This window comes from Mycobacterium deserti (assembly GCF_025345615.1).
In the GTDB taxonomy this organism is placed as follows: Bacteria; Actinomycetota; Actinomycetes; order Mycobacteriales; family Mycobacteriaceae; genus Mycobacterium; species Mycobacterium deserti.
The window spans coordinates 643,882-661,021 of sequence record NZ_JAODWD010000002.1 but is presented as its reverse complement, the minus strand read 5'-3'; the positions used below and the strand labels follow the sequence as shown (position 1 = coordinate 661,021).

The 17,140-nt window shown below is 66.9% G+C and carries 19 protein-coding genes; 10 read left to right on the top strand and 9 right to left on the bottom strand.

Features of this window, described 5'->3' with window-relative positions; genetic code table 11:
* Nucleotides 1-93: 93 nt before the first annotated feature.
* The 3 genes from N4S67_RS09505 to glnX all read right to left on the bottom strand — a co-directional run bounded on the left by N4S67_RS09505 (nt 94) and on the right by glnX (nt 4,966).
* Complete coding sequence (locus N4S67_RS09505; protein WP_260992694.1) at nt 94-2,502, bottom strand: serine/threonine-protein kinase PknG; 2,409 nt, start codon at nt 2,500-2,502, stop codon at nt 94-96.
* The gene (locus N4S67_RS09500) at nt 2,445-3,449 is read right to left on the bottom strand and encodes a glutamate ABC transporter substrate-binding protein (protein ID WP_260992693.1); all 1,005 of its coding nucleotides are present in this window, start codon (nt 3,447-3,449) and stop codon (nt 2,445-2,447) included. The genes N4S67_RS09505 and N4S67_RS09500 overlap by 58 nt, the downstream gene beginning before the upstream one ends.
* A 197-nt stretch (nt 3,450-3,646) precedes the next feature.
* Complete coding sequence (gene glnX / locus N4S67_RS09495; RefSeq protein ID WP_260992692.1) at nt 3,647-4,966, bottom strand: protein kinase G-activating protein GlnX; 1,320 nt, start codon at nt 4,964-4,966, stop codon at nt 3,647-3,649.
* Between the two features lie 113 nt (nt 4,967-5,079).
* Between glnX and N4S67_RS09490 the strand changes: the two genes are divergently transcribed.
* A complete protein-coding gene (locus tag N4S67_RS09490) occupies nt 5,080-5,586 on the top strand; it encodes an NUDIX hydrolase (RefSeq protein ID WP_260992691.1) in 507 nt (168 codons plus the stop codon).
* Here N4S67_RS09490 and thiE read toward each other — a convergent pair.
* Complete coding sequence (gene thiE / locus N4S67_RS09485; RefSeq protein WP_260992690.1) at nt 5,570-6,241, bottom strand: thiamine phosphate synthase; 672 nt, start codon at nt 6,239-6,241, stop codon at nt 5,570-5,572. The two genes, N4S67_RS09490 and thiE, sit on opposite strands and share 17 nt — an antisense overlap.
* A gap of 120 nt (nt 6,242-6,361) precedes the next feature.
* Between thiE and thiO the strand changes: the two genes are divergently transcribed.
* The 9 genes from thiO to N4S67_RS09440 are packed head-to-tail and all read left to right on the top strand — an operon-like array spanning nt 6,362 to nt 13,699.
* Nucleotides 6,362-7,399 (top strand): glycine oxidase ThiO, encoded by a 1,038-nt coding sequence (gene thiO / locus N4S67_RS09480; protein ID WP_260993064.1) that lies wholly within the window; start codon nt 6,362-6,364, stop codon nt 7,397-7,399.
* Entirely contained in the window at nt 7,396-7,593 is a 198-nt protein-coding gene (gene thiS, locus N4S67_RS09475) for a sulfur carrier protein ThiS (protein ID WP_260992689.1), read from the top strand. The genes thiO and thiS overlap by 4 nt, the downstream gene beginning before the upstream one ends.
* Nucleotides 7,586-8,341 carry a thiazole synthase gene (gene thiG / locus N4S67_RS09470; protein ID WP_260992688.1) on the top strand — a complete coding sequence of 252 codons (756 nt, stop codon included), beginning with the start codon at nt 7,586-7,588 and terminating at the stop codon, nt 8,339-8,341. Before thiS ends, thiG begins: the two co-directional genes overlap by 8 nt.
* Before the next feature lie 51 nt (nt 8,342-8,392).
* On the top strand, nt 8,393-8,698 hold the full coding sequence (locus N4S67_RS09465; RefSeq protein WP_260992687.1) for a WXG100 family type VII secretion target: 306 nt from the start codon (nt 8,393-8,395) through the stop codon (nt 8,696-8,698).
* Between the two features lie 11 nt (nt 8,699-8,709).
* Nucleotides 8,710-9,003: a WXG100 family type VII secretion target gene (locus tag N4S67_RS09460; protein WP_260992686.1), complete on the top strand. Its 294-nt coding sequence runs from the start codon at nt 8,710-8,712 to the stop codon at nt 9,001-9,003.
* Between the two features lie 22 nt (nt 9,004-9,025).
* Nucleotides 9,026-9,937, top strand: a complete 912-nt coding sequence (locus N4S67_RS09455) for an ATP-binding cassette domain-containing protein (RefSeq protein ID WP_260992685.1) — start codon at nt 9,026-9,028, stop codon at nt 9,935-9,937.
* A complete protein-coding gene (locus N4S67_RS09450) occupies nt 9,934-10,692 on the top strand; it encodes an ABC transporter permease (RefSeq protein WP_260992684.1) in 759 nt (252 codons plus the stop codon). Before N4S67_RS09455 ends, N4S67_RS09450 begins: the two co-directional genes overlap by 4 nt.
* Nucleotides 10,693-10,727: 35 nt before the next feature.
* Nucleotides 10,728-12,245 carry a M28 family metallopeptidase gene (locus N4S67_RS09445; RefSeq protein ID WP_260992683.1) on the top strand — a complete coding sequence of 506 codons (1,518 nt, stop codon included), beginning with the start codon at nt 10,728-10,730 and terminating at the stop codon, nt 12,243-12,245.
* Nucleotides 12,242-13,699 (top strand): M20/M25/M40 family metallo-hydrolase, encoded by a 1,458-nt coding sequence (locus tag N4S67_RS09440; protein ID WP_260992682.1) that lies wholly within the window; start codon nt 12,242-12,244, stop codon nt 13,697-13,699. The genes N4S67_RS09445 and N4S67_RS09440 overlap by 4 nt, the downstream gene beginning before the upstream one ends.
* On the opposite strand, the gene N4S67_RS09435 is transcribed toward N4S67_RS09440, so the two are convergent.
* From N4S67_RS09435 to N4S67_RS09415, 5 genes are all read right to left on the bottom strand, one after another.
* Nucleotides 13,650-14,945 carry a uracil-xanthine permease family protein gene (locus tag N4S67_RS09435; protein ID WP_260992681.1) on the bottom strand — a complete coding sequence of 432 codons (1,296 nt, stop codon included), beginning with the start codon at nt 14,943-14,945 and terminating at the stop codon, nt 13,650-13,652. The two genes, N4S67_RS09440 and N4S67_RS09435, sit on opposite strands and share 50 nt — an antisense overlap.
* Nucleotides 14,942-16,162 carry an APC family permease gene (locus N4S67_RS09430; RefSeq protein ID WP_260992680.1) on the bottom strand — a complete coding sequence of 407 codons (1,221 nt, stop codon included), beginning with the start codon at nt 16,160-16,162 and terminating at the stop codon, nt 14,942-14,944. The genes N4S67_RS09435 and N4S67_RS09430 overlap by 4 nt, the downstream gene beginning before the upstream one ends.
* A 15-nt stretch (nt 16,163-16,177) precedes the next feature.
* Complete coding sequence (locus N4S67_RS09425) at nt 16,178-16,480, bottom strand: hypothetical protein (RefSeq protein WP_260992679.1); 303 nt, start codon at nt 16,478-16,480, stop codon at nt 16,178-16,180.
* A gap of 51 nt (nt 16,481-16,531) precedes the next feature.
* Nucleotides 16,532-16,756 (bottom strand): hypothetical protein, encoded by a 225-nt coding sequence (locus N4S67_RS09420; RefSeq protein ID WP_260992678.1) that lies wholly within the window; start codon nt 16,754-16,756, stop codon nt 16,532-16,534.
* Nucleotides 16,757-16,857: 101 nt separating this feature from the next.
* Entirely contained in the window at nt 16,858-17,124 is a 267-nt protein-coding gene (locus N4S67_RS09415; RefSeq protein WP_260992677.1) for a hypothetical protein, read from the bottom strand.
* Nucleotides 17,125-17,140 lie beyond the last annotated feature (16 nt).

The following is a 17,140-nucleotide window of genomic DNA, read 5'->3' as shown; positions in this document are numbered from 1 at the left end:
TGCGGACGTTACTCCCGATCCGGGGGGTTGACCAGAATCAGAGACCAACAACTTCGCCAACCAGTCGCGACGCCGACGACTCGAGGCGCGGGTTCAGAAGGTCGACGTGGGGCGCACGCTGTTCGCCAGATCTACCAGGGCATACCGGTGCGCCTGAGTGGGCGCGACCCTGGCGAGGCTGCGCAGCGACGACTCGACGCCGAGTTGAAGACCGTGCTCGGTGAACGGAAAACCGAGGATGTGGTTGGTGCTCGCAGTGTTGTCGGCCAGCCAATCCATGGCGGTCCCCAGCACAAGCGCGCGAATTTGCAGCACACGCGGTTCGGTATCGGGCAGCGCCTCCACACGGCGGGCGGCATCGCGGATGTGTTGCTCGGTGATCTCGTTGGTGGAGCGGCCGGAAAGCAGGGTCACGGCGCTTGTCAGCCGGGCGGTGGTGAAATGCCGGGACATCACCGGAACCTCGTCCAGCGTGCGCACGGCACTGTCGCGTTCGCCCGCTGCGGACTGTGCGCGTGCCAGCCCGAAGCCTGCCGAGATGACCCCGTTGTCGGTCGACCACACGGTCTTGTAGAACCTGCGCTCGTCGGCGTTGCCCGCCAGCTCGGCCGTGGCCGCCATGGCGAGCTTGGGTGCCAACTCACCGGGCAGCGTGTCGAGCACCTCTGTGAAATCCTTTGTCGCCGACTCGAAGTCAGCGGTGAGCAATTCCGACACCGCACGGAACCACACCAGTCGCCAGCGCCAGCCGACTCGCTCGGCAAGGTCGTCGAGCTTGCGGGTGGCCTTGGCGACGTCGCCGAGGTCCAACAGCGCGCGCACCTCCATCAACGGCAGCTCGACCGATTCGGACACGTCGATGCCCTCGGAGTCGAGAGCCCCGTGGCGGGCGGCCCGCAGCTGATCCAGAGTCTGTACGGGCTGGCTCAGCACGCTCGCCGACAACACCGGCGCGCCGACATCCGTGGGGTCGACCAGCGGCACGGGCAGCGCCCTGACGATCTCCTGCGCGGTCAGCTTCTCCGAATGCACCTGGCCGTCGAGGTAGACGTCGGTGTGTGCGACAAGCAGATCGATCCCGAACGTCGAACGGGTGGGGGAGAACACTGTCGACAGGCCGGGCCGCGGCATGCCGGAATCCTGTGCCACCACCTCGCGCAGCACGCCGAGTAACTGGCTCGACATCTCCTCGGCGCTGCCGAACCGCCGCCGCGGGTCGGGGTCGATCGCGCGGCGCAGCAACCGGCCGAACGAGTCGTACTCCGCCAGCACCGGATCGTCTTCGGGCAGGCCGTCGACGTAGCGCCCCTTGCGGGTGCGCAGATTCAGCGTGAGCGCGGCCAGGGTGCGGCCAACGGTGTAGATGTCGGTGGCCACCGTCGGGCCGGTCCGGACGATCTCCGGCGCCTGGTAACCCGGCGTGCCGTACAGGTATCCGAACGAGTTGATCCGCGACACCGCGCCGAGGTCGATCAGCTTGAGCTGCTCCTCGGTGATCATGATGTTCTCGGGCTTGAGGTCGTTGTATGTCAGCCCGATCGAATGCAGGTAGCCGAGCGCGGGCAGGATCTCGAGCATGTAGCCGATGGACTGGGCGACCGGCAGCTTCTCACCTTTGGCTTGTTTGAGCGACGTGCCGCCGACGTACTCCATCACGATGTATCCGATGGGGTTGCCGTGCTTGTCGGGATGCTCGACGAAGTTGTAGATCTTCACGATTCCCGGGTGGGTGACCTCGGCCAGAAACTGCCGTTCGGCCATCGCGATGGCCTGGGCTTCGGCGTCCCCCGAGTGCACCAACCCCTTCAGTACGACCGGCCGCTCGTTGACGTTGTGGTCGAACGCCAGATATACCCAGCCAAGTCCGCCGTGGGCGATGCAGCCCTTGATTTCGTATTGGCCGATGACCATCTCGCCTGGACTCAGCTGCGGCTGAAAGGAATACGCGCTGCCACAGTGCGGGCACCAGCCCTCCGACATCGCCTTTCCATCGGCGGTGGAGCGGCCGACCGGACGTCCGCAGTTCCAGCAGAATCTTTTCGACTCGGCGACAACCGGATTGGTCATCAGCGCCCGAAGTGGATCTCTCGCCCGCACCCGCGGGATCTCCACGAGCCCGCCGCCCAGACGGCGCATCGGCGACAGTGCGCGCGTCGCAGTGGTGTGGTCCTGCGGTTCGGTGTCACCGGTGCTCACCGAGACGGCATCGGAGTCGTCGTCGTCGAAGTGCGGCCGGAACACCGCCTGGGTGGACATCGGGCGCAGCGTCGAGGCCGAGTCGCCGTCGAGTTCCTCGAGGTCGTCGAGGCTGGCCGGCTGTGTGCCAACTGTCGGCTCCGACGACGGTGTGCCAACTGTCGGCTCCGACGACGGTGTGCCAACTGTCGGCTCCGACGACGGTGTGCCCGCGGTGGCGCCTTCGAAGTCGTCGTGCATCTCGGCCATCAGTCGACGTACCTCGCGTAGGGCGGCGACGGCGCGGGTCCAAGCACTGTCAACCATTTGCGGTACAGCGTGTTCCACGTGCCGTCCCGGCGGATCCGCTCCAGCGTGCCGTTGACGTACCGCACCAGCCCGGTGTTCTGCAGGTTGATCCCGATGCCGTAGGGCTCCTCGTTGAGGCTGGGCCCCACGATGTGCAGGTACGGATCCTGCGCCACCAGCCCGGCCAGAATGGAGTCGTCGGTGCTGACCGCGTCGACCTGACGCTGCTGCAGCGCGACCAGGCAGTCGGCCCACGTCACGACTCCGACGACGAGCGGCGGCGGCGTGATCTGCTGGATTCGCTGCAGCGACGTCGTGCCCTTCGCGACGCACACCCGTCTGCCGGAGAGGTCCGGCGCCTGCGCGATCGTCGAGTCGCGCGGCGCCAGGATCCGCTGGTTGGCGCTGAAGTACACGGTCGAGAAGTTGACCTGCTTCTTGCGCTCACATGTGATCGTCATGGTCTTGACGACCACGTCGACCTGGTTGTTCTGCAGGGCGGCGATCCTGTCGGCCGACGAGAGGATCCGGTACTCGACCTGCGACGGGGTGCCGAAGATGTCGCGGGCGATCTCGCCTGCGATGTCGACGTCGAAACCGGTGATGTCGCCGCTGATCGGGTCCCGGAAGGAGAACAGGTTGCTGCCGATATCGAGTCCGACGATGAGCCGTCCGCGCGCCCTGATGTTCTGAACCGCGGCGTCGGCCTCGGCTTTGGTGTCGAACGGCCGCAGGCTCGCGGTGCGGTTGCACTCGTCTTCGGGCTCGACGGGTGCGCGCGCCGGTTGCGGCGGCATCTCCTCCATACCTGCCGGGGTGGGCGGCGCGAGCGTCACCATGGGCGAGGGCATCACCGACGCCGCCTGCCCGCAGCCGGTCAGCATCGCCGCCGCCGCGAGCAGAGCCCCGAGCTTCTTCGCGCAAGCGCTCATCACCGGTCGTCTGTTCTTCGCGCGAGCGCTCATCACCGGTCGTCTGTTCTTCGCGCGAGCGCTCATCACCGGTCGTCTGTTCTTCGCGCGAGCGCTCATCACCGGTCGTCTGTTCTTCGCGCGAGCGCTCATCACCGGTCGTCTGTTCTTCGCGCGAGCGCTCATCACCGGTCGTCTGTTCTTCGCGCAAGCGCTCATCACCGGTCGTCTGTTCTTCGCGCGAGCGCTCATCACCGGTACTCGCTCAATCTCGGCCACAACCCCAGCGACACCGCCACCGCCGCGACGACGGATAGGGCCGCGGCGCCGAACGTGGCGCCCGAGAGCACCCGGCGGGCGTTGAGAATGTCGTTGCGCAACTGGTTGCGGCTCTCTTCGATGCCCTCGCTCAGCGCCGCGTCGAGCTTGTCGAACGCCGGAGTGGAGTCGTCTTCACCGGTGCCCAGCGCAACCTGGGTGGCGGCCTGATAGTTGCCGACGCCGATGTAGGCATTGATCCGGTCATCGGCCGCTCGCCACCGTTTCAACAACTGCTCGGCATCGGCCAGGTCGGTCTTGTCGATTGCGTCGTCGCGGGCGAGGTAGTCCGACAACTGCTGCTGCATCACGTCGATGCGTGTGTAGTAGGACTGCTTGCGGACGTCCTCGTCGCCGCGCCGGATCAACGACAGCGTCTCGTCGGCGCGCGCCTGCTGGGCGGTGATCGCGAGGTTGGTCACCGTCTTGAGCGACTGCGCCGCGGTGTCCTTGGCGCTTCGACTGTCGGCGGTCGAGATGATCAGCGCCGTGCCAACCCAGATCAGCATGATCAGCACGGCCATCCCGCCGGCCACGAGACCGATGTTGATGCGTCGTCGGGTCCGGCGGGCGAGCCAGCGGTTGGCGAAAGCCCCGAACAACAGGGTCGCGAGCACCACGAGGATCACCGGTCCTGGAATCCTGGTCGACGCCGACGTCTCGGAGTCCACCCGCGCCGACGTCTCCTCGTAGAGCCGCTGCGCGTCGGGCAGGATCTGCGTCTGCATCAACGCCGACGCCTCGGACAGATACGAGGAACCGACCGGGTTTCCGGCGCGGTTGTTGGTGCGCGCGGTTTCGATCAATCCGGTGTAGACGGCGAGCCGGGCGTTCACCCGCCCCAGCAGTTGCACCATCGGCTCGTCGGTCAGCCCGCTCGACGCCCGCGTCACGGCGACCGACGCGTCGGTGATGGCTTGCTCGTAGCGTTGCCGCACCGCCCGGGGTTCGGTGCCGGCGATGAACGCGGTCGCCGCCGCGGCGTCGGCCACCGACAGCGTCGTGTACAGCTGCCCGGCCGCGAACGACAGCGGTTCGGTGTGGTTGAGGACCGTCGTCAGCGCTTCCTGGCGGTCGTTGATGGTCGTCGATGTCGCGAAGGCGCTGCCGATGACCAGGGCGGACAACACCACGCCGATGGTGAGGATGCGGCCGGGGGTGGTCCAGAGGAACCACCAGCGTGGGTGCGCGGGAGTGGTCGGCGACCGCGACGCCAGTGGCTCGGTCGACGGGTGCGCCAACTCCACAGTCACGTGCGCGCGGACCTCATCTGTTGCGTGCTCTCCGGCTATCGTCCTCGACGGGTGCCATTCTATAAAAGAATCCTAAGACTTTCCGGTAGGCCGGGGTTCCCTATTGTTGATGTGTGCGCGGCGACGGTGACGGTTGGGTGGTGTCCGACACCGGTGCTGCCTTCTGGGGAAGACACGGCGCGGCAGGGTTGCTCGTGCGGGCGCCACAGCCCGACGGTTCGGCAGCGGTCCTGTTGCAGCACCGAGCGCCCTGGAGCCATCAAGGCGGGACCTGGGGACTGCCGGGAGGGGCCCGCGACAGCCACGAATCCGCCGAAGACGCGGCCCTGCGTGAGGCACACGAGGAAGCCGGGCTGGCCCGTCACCAGTTGACTGTGCGGCAGACCGTCGTCACCACCGAGGTTGCGGGGGAGGGCGGAACCTGTTGGAGCTATACGACGGTCATCGCGGATGCGCCCGAACTGCTCGAGACAGTCCCGAACCGGGAGAGCGCGGAGTTGCGCTGGGTCGCCGTCGATGAGGTCGCGGACCTGCCGCTGCACCCGGGGTTCGCCCGAAGCTGGGGCCTTCTGCTCAGCGTGACGGCGTCGATTCCGCTTGAGGTCAACCCGCGGCAGTGAGTGCGGATTTGAGCCGACGCGCCGCGGCGCGGGGGTCGTCGGCCGCGGTGATGGCCCGGACGACCACGACCCGGCGGGCGCCGTTCTGCAGAACCTCGGGTAGCCGGTCGGCATCGATACCGCCGATCGCGAACCACGGCTTGTCGGTCGCCGACTCGGCTGCGCTGCGGACGAGTTCGAGCCCGGGAGCCGGGCGGCCGGGTTTGGTCGGCGTCGGCCAGCACGGACCGACGCAGAAGTAATCGACATCTTCGGCGATCGCTGCGGCCACCTGGGCGCGGTCATGAGTCGACCGGCCGATCACCGGGTCGGGCCCGACGATGCTTCGCGCGACCGGCAGCGGTAGGTCGTCCTGACCGAGGTGCAGCACGTCAGCACGTGCGGCCAGCGCGATGTCGGCCCGGTCGTTGACGGCCAACAACGCGTTGTGGCGCTGCGCCGCGTCGGCGAGGACGGCCAGCGCGTCGAGTTCCTGGCGAGCCTCCAGCGGACCGAACCGCTGTTCGCCCGGCGAGCCCTTGTCCCGCAGCTGGATGAGATCCACACCACCGGCCAGGGCGGCGTCGGCGAATTCGGCAAGGTCGCCGCGTTCGCGCCGGGCATCGGTACACAGGTAAAGCGAGGCGCTCGCCAGGCGTTGCCGAGGTTTGTGCACACCGCGACGCTAGCGACTACCGTGAAGTGTCGACACGGGAGTCCCGGGTACGGGGACTGAGAGTGAGCACGCCTGCACTTACCGTCGAACCTGATCCGGGTCATGCCGGCGAAGGGAGGGATGTTGAAGGGATCGTTGGCCGTCGTCGGCGGCGGTGTCATCGGGCTGGCGGTCGCACGCCGGGCCGCAATGGACGGTTGGGCCGTGCGCGTTCACCGCGCCGAGGATCCCGGCGCGTCCTGGGTGGCCGGCGGCATGCTGGCCCCGCACAGCGAGGGATGGCCTGGCGAGGAACGGTTGCTGCGGCTGGGCCTGGCGTCGTTGGCCTTGTGGAACCAGGTGGGCACCGGCTCATTTCTGGACGGCCTGCCGCCCGAGGTGGTCACCGCGCGGGAGTCGCTGGTTGTCGCGGTCGACCGGGCTGATGTCGCCGATCTGAAAACCGTCGGGGACTGGTTGTCCGCGCAGGGGCATCCGGTGACGCCGACGTCGGCCGCACGCGACCTGGAACCGCTGCTCGCGCAGGGCATTCGGCACGGCCTGCTGGCCGAAACCGAGCTGGCCGTAGACAATCGGGCGTTGGTCGACGCGCTCACCTCTCATTGCGAGCGGCTGGGGGTGCGGTGGGCGCCGCCGGCGTCGGAGTTGCCCGCCGACGTCGACACCGTCGTGATCGCCAACGGCATCGACGCGACTGCGCTGTGGCCCGGCCTGCCGATCCGCCCGGTGAAGGGCGAGGTCTTGCGGCTGCGCTGGCGAAAGGGTTGTATGCCGGTGCCGCAGAGGGTGATTCGGGCGCGGGTGCACGGACGTCAGGTGTATCTCGTGCCGCGCCTCGACGGCGTGGTCGTCGGCGCAACCCAGTACGAGCACGGCCGTGACACCGCGCCTTCGGTGACCGGGGTGCGTGAACTGCTCGACGACGCGTGCGCAGTGATGCCCTCGTTGGGGGAGTACGAGCTCGCCGAGATCGCCGCGGGTCTGCGCCCGATGACACCGGACGGGCTGCCCGTCGTCGGCCGCCTGGACGCGCGCACCCTGGTTGCGGCTGGACACGGCCGCAACGGATTCCTGCTCGCACCGTGGACCGCGGAGGCCATCGTCGGGGAGTTGAACGGCGTGCCGGTGCCTGAAGCTGGTTTAGTGGGTGCGCGATGAAAGTCACTGTCAACGACGAGGCCGTCGAGGTCGGGGAGACGACGACCGTGGCTGCGCTGCTGGAGAGCCTCGGCTTTCCTGAAAAGGGCATCGCGGTCGCGGTGGATTGGTCGGTTCTCCCCCGTTCGGAATGGGAGACGACGTTGTCCGAAGGGGCGCGCGTGGAAGTGGTGACGGCGGTGCAGGGTGGCTGACAAACTGACGATCGCGGGACGCACCTTCGGCTCGCGGCTCATTCTCGGGACCGGCGGTGCCGCCAACCTCGCGGTGCTCGAGGACGCCCTCGTCGCATCAGGCACCGAGTTGACGACGGTTGCGATGCGCCGCGTCGACGCCGACGGCGGAACCGGCGTCCTGGACCTGTTGAACCGGCTCGGTATCGCGCCGCTGCCCAACACAGCGGGCTGCCGTGGAGCCGCGGAGGCGGTGCTGACCGCGCAGTTGGCCCGCGAGGCGTTGCACACCGACTGGGTCAAGCTGGAAGTGATCGCCGACGAGCGGACGCTGCTGCCCGATGCTGTCGAATTGATCCGGGCTGCAGAGCAATTGGTCGACGACGGGTTTGTCGTCCTGCCTTACACCAATGACGACCCGGTGCTTGCCCGCCGACTCGAAGACACCGGCTGTGCGGCCGTCATGCCGCTGGGCTCACCGATCGGAACCGGTCTTGGCATCGCGAATCCGCACAACATCGAAATGATCGTCGAGAACGCGTCTGTGCCTGTGGTGCTGGACGCGGGTATCGGTACCGCCAGCGATGCCGCGATGGCGATGGAACTGGGTTGCGACGCCGTGCTTCTGGCCACTGCGGTGACGCGCGCCGCCGACCCGCCGACCATGGCCGCGGCGATGGCCGCCGCCGTCACCGCCGGGCGTCTGGCCCGACAGGCGGGCAGGATCCCGAAGCGTTTCTGGGCCCAGGCATCCAGCCCATCCATGTGACCCGGGGAAATTGCTGTGTTGCGCGGCGACTGAAACTGGGAAAATGGGGTCATGTCGTCCCCACTCAACATGGACCCGCAGCAGATTGCGTCGAACGCGGCCAAGCTCGATGAACTCGCGCAGCGGCGCAAGCAGCACGAGCAACAGGTCACCGACATCGCATCGCAGATCGCTCCCATGTTCACCGGCGAGGCCGCTACCGCTCTGCAGACCATTCTGAACCGCTACGTGGCCACCGCGCAGGCATTGCGCGACGAGGAGGCTGCACTTGCCGAGAAGCTCGACTCAGCGCAGAAGGCCTACACCGACACTGACGCCGGCGGAGCCGACGCACTCAGGTCCGCGATGGGTATCTGAAGGAGTCTGGAATGACTGATGGTGGCATTCGCGTGAATTTCGCGGCCGTCGCTGGGGCCGCGACAGACCTTACGGCGCAAGCCAATCAGATCGAGGGTCTGCTCAACGATGAGCGCGGGATCCTGACCACGTTGGGCGGCGCGTGGAACGGCGCAGCCAAAGAGGCCTGGCAGGCCAATCAACAGCGCTGGCAGGTGCAGGCCGACGAGCTGAACATGATCTTGGACCGGCTCGCCACAACACTGACCGAGGTGGCAGGCGACTTCGAGAAGAACGAGAACGCCAACAAGCAGAGGTGGCAGTAACGCGGCCTGCGATCATTAGCCCATGATCGCGCTGGCGGGCCTGACGAAAGTGTTCGGCTCGACACGCGCCGTCGACAACCTGACCTGCACGATCGAGCCCGGGGTGGTCACGGGGTTCCTCGGGCCGAACGGCGCGGGCAAGACAACCACGATGCGGCTCATCCTCGGTCTGGACCGTCCCACTTCGGGTACGGCGACCGTCGGCGGCAAGGCGTATCGGAGGCTGGCCGACCCGCTACGCACGGTCGGCGCCCTGCTGGATGCGCGGCAGGCGCATCCCAACCGGTCGGCGCGCAATCACCTGCGCTGGATCGCCGCGACAAACCGGCTACCGGCAGCGCGGGTCGACGAAGTGCTCGAGATGGTAGGGCTGGCGTCGGTCTCCGGCAAGAAGGTCGGCGCCTTGTCGTTGGGCATGAGCCAGCGACTGGGGATCGCGGGCGCTCTGCTGGGCGATCCACCGGTGTTGTTGTTCGACGAGCCCGTCAACGGTCTGGATCCGGAGGGAATCCGGTGGGTGCGCACACTGATGCGCTCGCTGGCGGCCGAGGGTCGGACAGTGCTCGTCTCCAGCCATCTGCTGGCCGAGATGGCCAACACCGCCGACCGGCTCCTCGTCATCGGCAAGGGCAAGCTGATCGCGTCGACCACAGTCAGTGATTTCGTCGGTCGCTCGGGTGCCGGCACAGTCACCGTCCGCAGCCCGCAGTTGGAGACGCTGCGGCGCGTCCTCACCGATGCCGGGCTTCGGGCCGAGCCCGCACCAGGCGATCCGGCGATATTGGTCAGGGGCGCGGCGATGGAGGTGGTTGGCGAGCTCGCCGCGCGCAACGCAATCACGTTGCACGAGTTGAGCACTCAGCAGGCCTCGCTGGAGGAGGCGTACCTGGAGCTGACCGACGACGCGGTCGAGTATCGGACGGTGTCGTCATGAGCGCGCTGGCGGTGCTCAACGCCGAACGAATCAAGCTGTCCACAACACGAGCACCGCTGTGGGTCGCGGTCGCCGTCGCGGCACTGAGTTTGGCCGTTGCCGCGCTGCAAGGCAGCGTGGCCTCGGGCACGGGACCGTTGGAGCCGCAACGGGCGTCGCTCGGTATCGCTGTGTTCGGGGTGCCGGTGTTGATGGTGCTGGCCTCGATGACGGTCACCGCGGAGTATCGCAGCGGAATGATTCGCACGACGTTCATGGCGACGCCGAATCGAACCTTGGTACTTGTCGCAAAAACTATTGTCACCGCATGCTTTTCGGCAGTGTTTGCGGCGGTGATGGTGGTCGCGTCGGTGTATCTGGCGGCGCTGCTCAGCACGCCGGTGATGGCGGCCCAGTTGTCACTGTCGGGGCCGGATGTCTGGCGGGTGGCAGGCGCTATCGCGCTGTACGCCGCCCTGGCCGCGACACTTGGCGTGGCGATCGGTGCACTGTTGCGCGCCGGACCCGGCGCCGTGGCGGTGCTTCTGCTGTGGCCGTTGGTGGCCGAACCGATGCTGGCCAATCTGCCGGACGTGGGAACGCAGATCGGGCCGTATCTGCCGTTCGCGAACATCTTCATTGTCATCGATGTGCCGTGGCTGTATCCGGTCTATGCCATGCCGTGGGACCAGCTCGGGTCGTTGGCATATTTCGCGGCAATGGTCGCGGTGGCGTTCGGTGCCGCGGTGGCGGTGCTCAACGCGCGCGACGCCTGATCGTTTTTGGCAACCAGGCGCTAACGTGGTGGGCGATGGGGCACGCAAGGTTGTCGAAGATCGTCGCACTGGCCGCGGCCGCCGCGCTGCTTCTGGGCGGATGTGGACGCGATACAGATCCTGAACCCTCGGCTTCACCGCCGACGAAACCGCCCGGTCCGTCGGCCTCGGCGACCGAGTTCGCCGAATCGCTGCGCGGTCGCGTCAAGACCGACGCGATGATGGCGCACCTGGAACGGCTGCAGCAGATCGCCGACGAGCACGACGGCAACCGCGCGTTGGGAACCCCGGGCTACGACGCGAGCGTCGACTACGTTGCGAAAACACTGCGCGACACGGGCTTCGACGTGCAAACTCCCGAATTCGAAGTTCGTCTGCCGTTCGCCGACGAGCCGTTGCTGACTGTCGACGGCGCGCGCGTCACGGCGCACCCGATGAACTTCACGATCGGCACTCCTGGCGACGGGATCTCGGGCCCGCTGGTGCCTGCGCGCGCCGAGGATTCGCCGGGCTGCACCGCGTCGGACTACGACGGTCTTCCGGTTCAGCGCGCCGTGGTCCTCGTCGACCGGGGCAAGTGTCCGTTCACCGAGAAGCTGGCGGCCGCCACCGAACGGGGTGCGGTGGCCCTCGTCGTCGCCAACAACGAGGACGGCGACAGATTCGGCGGCACGCTCGGGGAGGAGACCGACGTCAAGATCCCGGTGGTCACGATCACCAAGGCCGCCGGTGAGCGGCTGCGTTCCGCACCGGGCGAGGCTTCATTGAAACTGAATGCCGGTGTACGCACCGAACGGTCGCGCAACGTCATAGCCCAAACCAAGACCGGCTCCACGGCCGATGTCGTCATGGTCGGCGCGCACCTCGACAGCGTTCCGGAAGGCCCCGGTATCAACGATGACGGATCCGGAGTAGCGGCCGTCCTGGAGACCGCCTTGCAGTTGGGCACCTCGCCGGAGGTGAACCATGCGGTGCGCTTCGCGTTCTGGGGCGCTGAAGAAGTCGGACTCTTCGGGTCGTACAGCTATGTGGCGTCGCTGTCTGTGGAGGCGCTCAAAGACATCGCGCTCTACCTGAACTTCGACATGATCGGGTCCCCCAATCCCGGCTATTTCACTTATGACGGCGACCAATCGGGTCCCCGGGACGAACCGAACGGCGTTCCGCGCGTACCCGAGGGGTCGGCAGGAATTGAACGCACACTGGTGTCCTATCTGAACGGTGCCGGAAAACCCGCGCAGGACATCAGCTTCGACGGTCGGTCCGACTATGACGGCTTCACACAAGCAGGCATTCCCGCTGGCGGGATCTTCACCGGTGCGGAAGCGAAGATGACCGATGATCAGGCCAAGCGGTGGGGAGGCGACGCGGGTCAGCCGTTCGACCCCAATTATCACAAGGCAGCCGACACGTTGGAGAACATCGATCGCACCGCGATGGAGATCAACGGTCCCGGTGTCGCCTATGTCGTCGGCATCTACGCGCAGGATCAAGGCGGCCGCAATGGCGTGCCCATCCGTGAGGACCGCACTCGACACGTCCTCGACTCATGAGACGGTGGGCGACCGCCGTCCTCGTCCTCGCCGCCCTGACGGCATGCTCGTCGCCCGAACCTGCCCGCCCCGCCGACCTCGGTCGCGATCTGGCGGCCACGATCACCGCCGACGGCATGTACGGGCATCTGCGCAAGCTGCAGGAGATCGCCGACGCCAACCACGGAAATCGCGCCAAGGGCACCGCCGGCTTCGACAGCAGCGTGGACTACGTCGCGCAGTTTCTCCGTGACAAGGGTTTCGACGTCCAGACGCCGGAATTCGAGCTACTGGACGGCACCCAGGGCGGCAAGCCGACGCTGTCCATTGCGGGTCGCGACCATCACGTCGACCAGGCGTCGCTGTTGAAGACCACGCCGCCACGCGGGTTGACCGCCATCACGCTGCGCCCGCAGAAACCCGCGGGGTGCCGGGCAGCTGACTACGGTGCTCGGCCGGTGAGGGGGGCGATTGCGGTCGTCGACGACACGGGCTGCTCCGTCGTCGACAAGCAGAACGCCGCCGTGGACAGGGGAGCCTTCGGGCTGCTCGTCGTCAGCGCGCCTGGGTCAGGCGGCAGCCCTGCCGGCCTGTTCCCCCCAGGTTATTACCAACAACTGTCCATCCCCGTTGGTGTGATCGGCACCGACGCCGACGCGGCGTTACGACGCACCGACACCCCTGTGCGGTTGGTGCTTGACAGCAAGCCGGTGATGACCCGTTCACGAAACGTGGTGGCGCAGACGAAGTCCGGCAACACCGACAACGTCGTTCTCGTCGGCGCGCATCTCGATAGCTCGGCAGCCAGCCCCGGTGTCAACGACAACGGATCGGGCGTCGCGGCGGTATTGGAGATCGCTGCGGCACTGGGACCGCAACCGAACGCCGCCAATGCGGTGCGATTCGCCTTCTGGGGATCGGAAGAAAACGCACTGCAGGGCTCGGCAAAATACGTTCAGGGACTGAAGCCCGACGAACTCGACGCCATCGCTTTGTATCTCGACTTCGACATGCTCGGCTCACAGAACCCCGGCTACTTCACCTACGACGGCGACCAGACGGCTCAGGCCAACCCCGCCATTCCGTCGCGGACGGTGCCGGACGGCTCGGCGGGCATCGAGCGGACGCTGGCCGGATACCTCAACCTCGCGGGCGTCCGACCCGCTGACATGCCGTTGTCCATCAACACCGACTACCACGCATTCCTGGCCGCGGGTGTCCCGGTCGGCGGCTTGACCGCGGGCTCCTCGCAGCGGAAGTCGCAAGTGCAAGCGCGCCTTTGGGACGGAAGCGCCGGTGCTCCGTTCGATCCGAACTATCGCACCGCCCGCGACACGGTAGACAACATCAACCGTAACGCGCTCTCGCTTCTGGGGTCGGCCGCTGCATTCGCGGTCGGTACGTATGCGCAATCTGTCGAAGGAGTCAACGGAGTTCCGCAGCGTGCCGATCGGCACCGGGGGTCGCACCGGTGAAGGTCCGCAGCCACGCGAGCATCCGCATTCCGTGATACACCAGCAGGGCGGCTATCGATCCCAGCGCGATACCAGTGAAGGTCAATGTCCCGGCGTGCCAAGTGAAATCGGCGATCCCTATGATCAGCGGGATCGCCGCGGTCATCTGGTTGAGTGGCTTGGTGAAGTCGACATGATTCGTCAACCAGATGCGCACGCCCAGGACGCCGACAAGCCCATACAGGACGACCGTCGCGCCGCCGAGAACTCCCTCCGGAATCGCCGATATCGTCGCGCCGACCTTCGGGCATAGCGACAGCAGAATGGCGACACCTGCCGCGACCCAGTACGCCGCAGTCGAATACACCCTCGTGGCGGCCATGACGCCGATGTTCTCGGCGTAGGTGGTGGTCGCCGTTCCGCCGCCGAAGCCCGCCAGCGTTGTCGCCACTCCGTCCGCCGCCAGCGCGCGGCCCATCAGGGGGTCGACGTCGGTGTTCGTCATCTGGCCGACGGATTTGACGTGGCCGATGTTCTCGGCGACCAGGGCGATCACGGCGGGCAGGAACATCGGTAGTACCGCGAATGTGAATGTCGGCGTTTGAAATTCGGGCATGCCGATCCACGGCGCCTCATCGATCGCCTCCGTGTCGACCTCGCCGAGGTACAGCGCCAGCACATAGCCGACGACCACGGCGAGGAATATCGCCAACCGTCCGACGATGCCGCGAAAGAAGGCGAGCACGGCCACCAGCAGCACCAGCGTGACCATGCCGACCAGCGGGCCCTTCTCGAAATTGGTCTTGGCCGCGGGTGCCAGGTTGAAACCGATCAGCGCGACGATCGCGCCGGTCACCACCGGGGGAAGGGTCGAGTCAAGCCAACGGGTACCGACCAAATGGACGACGCCGCCGATCAGGACCAGCGCCAGGCCCACCGCGACCAGACCGCCCAATGCACTGCCGGTCCCGTTCGACGCGACCGCAGCAGTGACCGGGGCGATCACGGAGAAACTCGAACCCAGGTAGCTGGGCAGTCGATTCCCGGTGATCAGCAAGAACAGAACGGTGCCCACTCCGGAGAACAGCAGCGTGGTGGCCGGCGGGAAGCCGGTGAGCACCGGCACCAGGAAGGTGGCGCCGAACATCGCGACCACGTGCTGGGCCCCGAGGCCAATGGTGCGGCCCCAGCCCAACCGTTCGTCGGGTGCGACGACGAAGTCCTCGGTCGGCTCGGCGTCGACGCGCTTCCATGTCAGTGCGGTCACGGTCTAAGACGGTAGGCGACAGCGCCCAGCGCCACCACGCAAACGCCTGCAACGACCGACGGTAGCGGGAGCAGAACTGCCAGCAGCAGGCACCCGATGAAGCCTAGCGCAGGAATCGCCTTGCGGCCCAACGTAAAAGCTGAAGCATTGGCGATCGCGTAGTACGTCAGTACCGCGAATGACGAGAAGCCAATGGCCCCGCGCAGATCAACTGTCGCGGCGAGCACCCCGACGACCACGCCCACGGCGATCTCGGCGCGGTGCGGACTGCCGAACTTCGGGTGTACCACTGCGAGTGCGTGCGGCAGATGGCGGTCGCGGGCCATCGCCAGCGTGGTGCGAGACACCCCGAGAATGAGCGCCAACAGCGACCCCAGCGCGGCGATCGCGGCGCCGGTTCGTACGACCGGCTCCATGCCGGGGACGCCGGCTGCGCTGACCGCGTCGGCCAGCGGTGCGGCGGCCGACGCCAGTGTCTGGCTGCCCAATTCGGCCAGCACCGCAGTGGCGACCGCCGCGTACACGGCGAGCGCGATGAACAGCGCGATGGGGATGGCACGCGGGATGGTGCGGGCCGGGTCGCGCACTTCCTCTCCGAGCGTGGCGATGCGCGCATAGCCGGCGAATGCGAAGAACAGCAGTCCGGCCGCTTCGAGTACACCCCCGGCGGTGATGTCGCCACCGAGGGCCAACCGCGCGCTGTCGAGGTCGCCGAAACCCAGGATGACCACGACTACGGCGGCCAAGACGGCGAGCACCACAGCGACAATGACCCGCGTCAGCACCGCGGACTTCTGGATGCCCGCATAGTTCACCGCGGTCAGCGCCACCACCGCGGCTACCGCGATGGCATGCGCATACTCCGGCCAGACGTATGCGCCGACGGTCAAGGCCATGGCCGCGCAGGACGCGGTCTTGCCGACCACGAAGCTCCATCCCGCGAGGTAGCCCCAGAACGGGCCGAGGCGCTCGCGCCCGTACACGTACGTTCCACCCGACTGCGGGTAGATTGCGGCCAGTCGCGCCGACGAGGTCGCGTTGCAGTACGCGACGACCGCGGCGATGGCGAGACCGACGAGCAGGCCCGTGCCGGCCGACGCGGCAGCCGGCCCAAGGGCTGCGAAGATGCCGGCGCCGATCATCGAGCCCAGCCCGATGATGACCGCGTCGAAGATTCCGAGGCGCCGGCGCAGCGCAGGACCGTCCGGCGTGCTCACGCCTGTGATGCTAGGTCAGGCGGTTTCGCGATGCGACGCGAGCGATTCGCGCTCCGACGTCGCCGCCGCAGCCACCAGGACCGCGAGGCCGACGAGCCCACTCACCACCACCAGCGGCACCGTCCATAGTCGGCGCATGAGCAGTGCCGTTTCACACTCGTCGGCGTAGTTCCCGTTGCCGACGGCGGCCGTCGCTTGCGCCAGGTCAGCGGCGAATCCCGTTCCGCACTTGATCTGCCAGCCCCACTGGTCGTAGTCGTCGAGAAAGACCGGGAAGTTCATGGCCAGCAGCCCGATCGCCAATAGGACGGATGCCACGACGCCGGTGTAGGCGAGCCGATGATGCCGGGTTTGCAAGGTGTCTCCCGTTCAAGTCATGCAGACGTCTGCGAAGAGCAGCACCGGCCACGACACGATCGACCCGAGATAGGAGACCGCCAGGTCGAGGCCCGTCATCTGCTGCAGGTGTTCGGTATGGGTGTTCGACCAGACGACCCCGACGATCAGGTACGGCGTGCCGAGGATCAGCGCCACCATGATCAGCTCCCCGATCGTCACGTGGAACGCGAGGAGCCGGCGAAGCGAACCGATCATGGATATATGTTAATGACGATTCTGGGTGCCGCTACCGTTTTTTAGACACTTCGCAATAGAAACCGGCGGCTATGTGGACGTAACTTCTGTTACGTCGGGTGCTATCGGTTGCGTACGGAGTTCGTCGCCAGATAGGCCGCGTAGCCCACAAGCCCCACCAATGCCGCCTTGCGGGTCTTCTGGGCGGCGAGTCCGAGCCCGAGGGCGGTCTCGATGCCGCCGTTGAGGTAGATGAAGTTGCGGGTGTTTCGTGGGAACGCCGGCTCGGTGATCGACTCGAACAGCTGTGGGGCGACGAAATGGGCCACACCCGTGCCCGCGAGGGCAAGGCCGGTCAACGTCGCGGCACGCGAATTCTCTTTCGGCACAGCTGGTGTTCCTCTC

What these genes read in the sequence shown, in the direction of transcription:
- N4S67_RS09505 (WP_260992694.1), bottom strand. Translation starts at nt 2,502, where the DNA reads ATGGTTGACAGTGCTTGGACCCGCGCCGTCGCCGCCCTACGCGAGGTA.
- N4S67_RS09500 (WP_260992693.1), bottom strand. Translation starts at nt 3,449, where the DNA reads ATGAGCGCTCGCGCGAAGAACAGACGACCGGTGATGAGCGCTTGCGCG.
- thiO (WP_260993064.1), top strand. Translation starts at nt 6,362, where the DNA reads ATGTTGAAGGGATCGTTGGCCGTCGTCGGCGGCGGTGTCATCGGGCTG.
- thiS (WP_260992689.1), top strand. Translation starts at nt 7,396, where the DNA reads ATGAAAGTCACTGTCAACGACGAGGCCGTCGAGGTCGGGGAGACGACG.
- N4S67_RS09465 (WP_260992687.1), top strand. Translation starts at nt 8,393, where the DNA reads ATGTCGTCCCCACTCAACATGGACCCGCAGCAGATTGCGTCGAACGCG.
- N4S67_RS09460 (WP_260992686.1), top strand. Translation starts at nt 8,710, where the DNA reads ATGACTGATGGTGGCATTCGCGTGAATTTCGCGGCCGTCGCTGGGGCC.
- N4S67_RS09455 (WP_260992685.1), top strand. Translation starts at nt 9,026, where the DNA reads ATGATCGCGCTGGCGGGCCTGACGAAAGTGTTCGGCTCGACACGCGCC.
- N4S67_RS09450 (WP_260992684.1), top strand. Translation starts at nt 9,934, where the DNA reads ATGAGCGCGCTGGCGGTGCTCAACGCCGAACGAATCAAGCTGTCCACA.
- N4S67_RS09445 (WP_260992683.1), top strand. Translation starts at nt 10,728, where the DNA reads ATGGGGCACGCAAGGTTGTCGAAGATCGTCGCACTGGCCGCGGCCGCC.
- N4S67_RS09440 (WP_260992682.1), top strand. Translation starts at nt 12,242, where the DNA reads ATGAGACGGTGGGCGACCGCCGTCCTCGTCCTCGCCGCCCTGACGGCA.
- N4S67_RS09420 (WP_260992678.1), bottom strand. Translation starts at nt 16,756, where the DNA reads ATGATCGGTTCGCTTCGCCGGCTCCTCGCGTTCCACGTGACGATCGGG.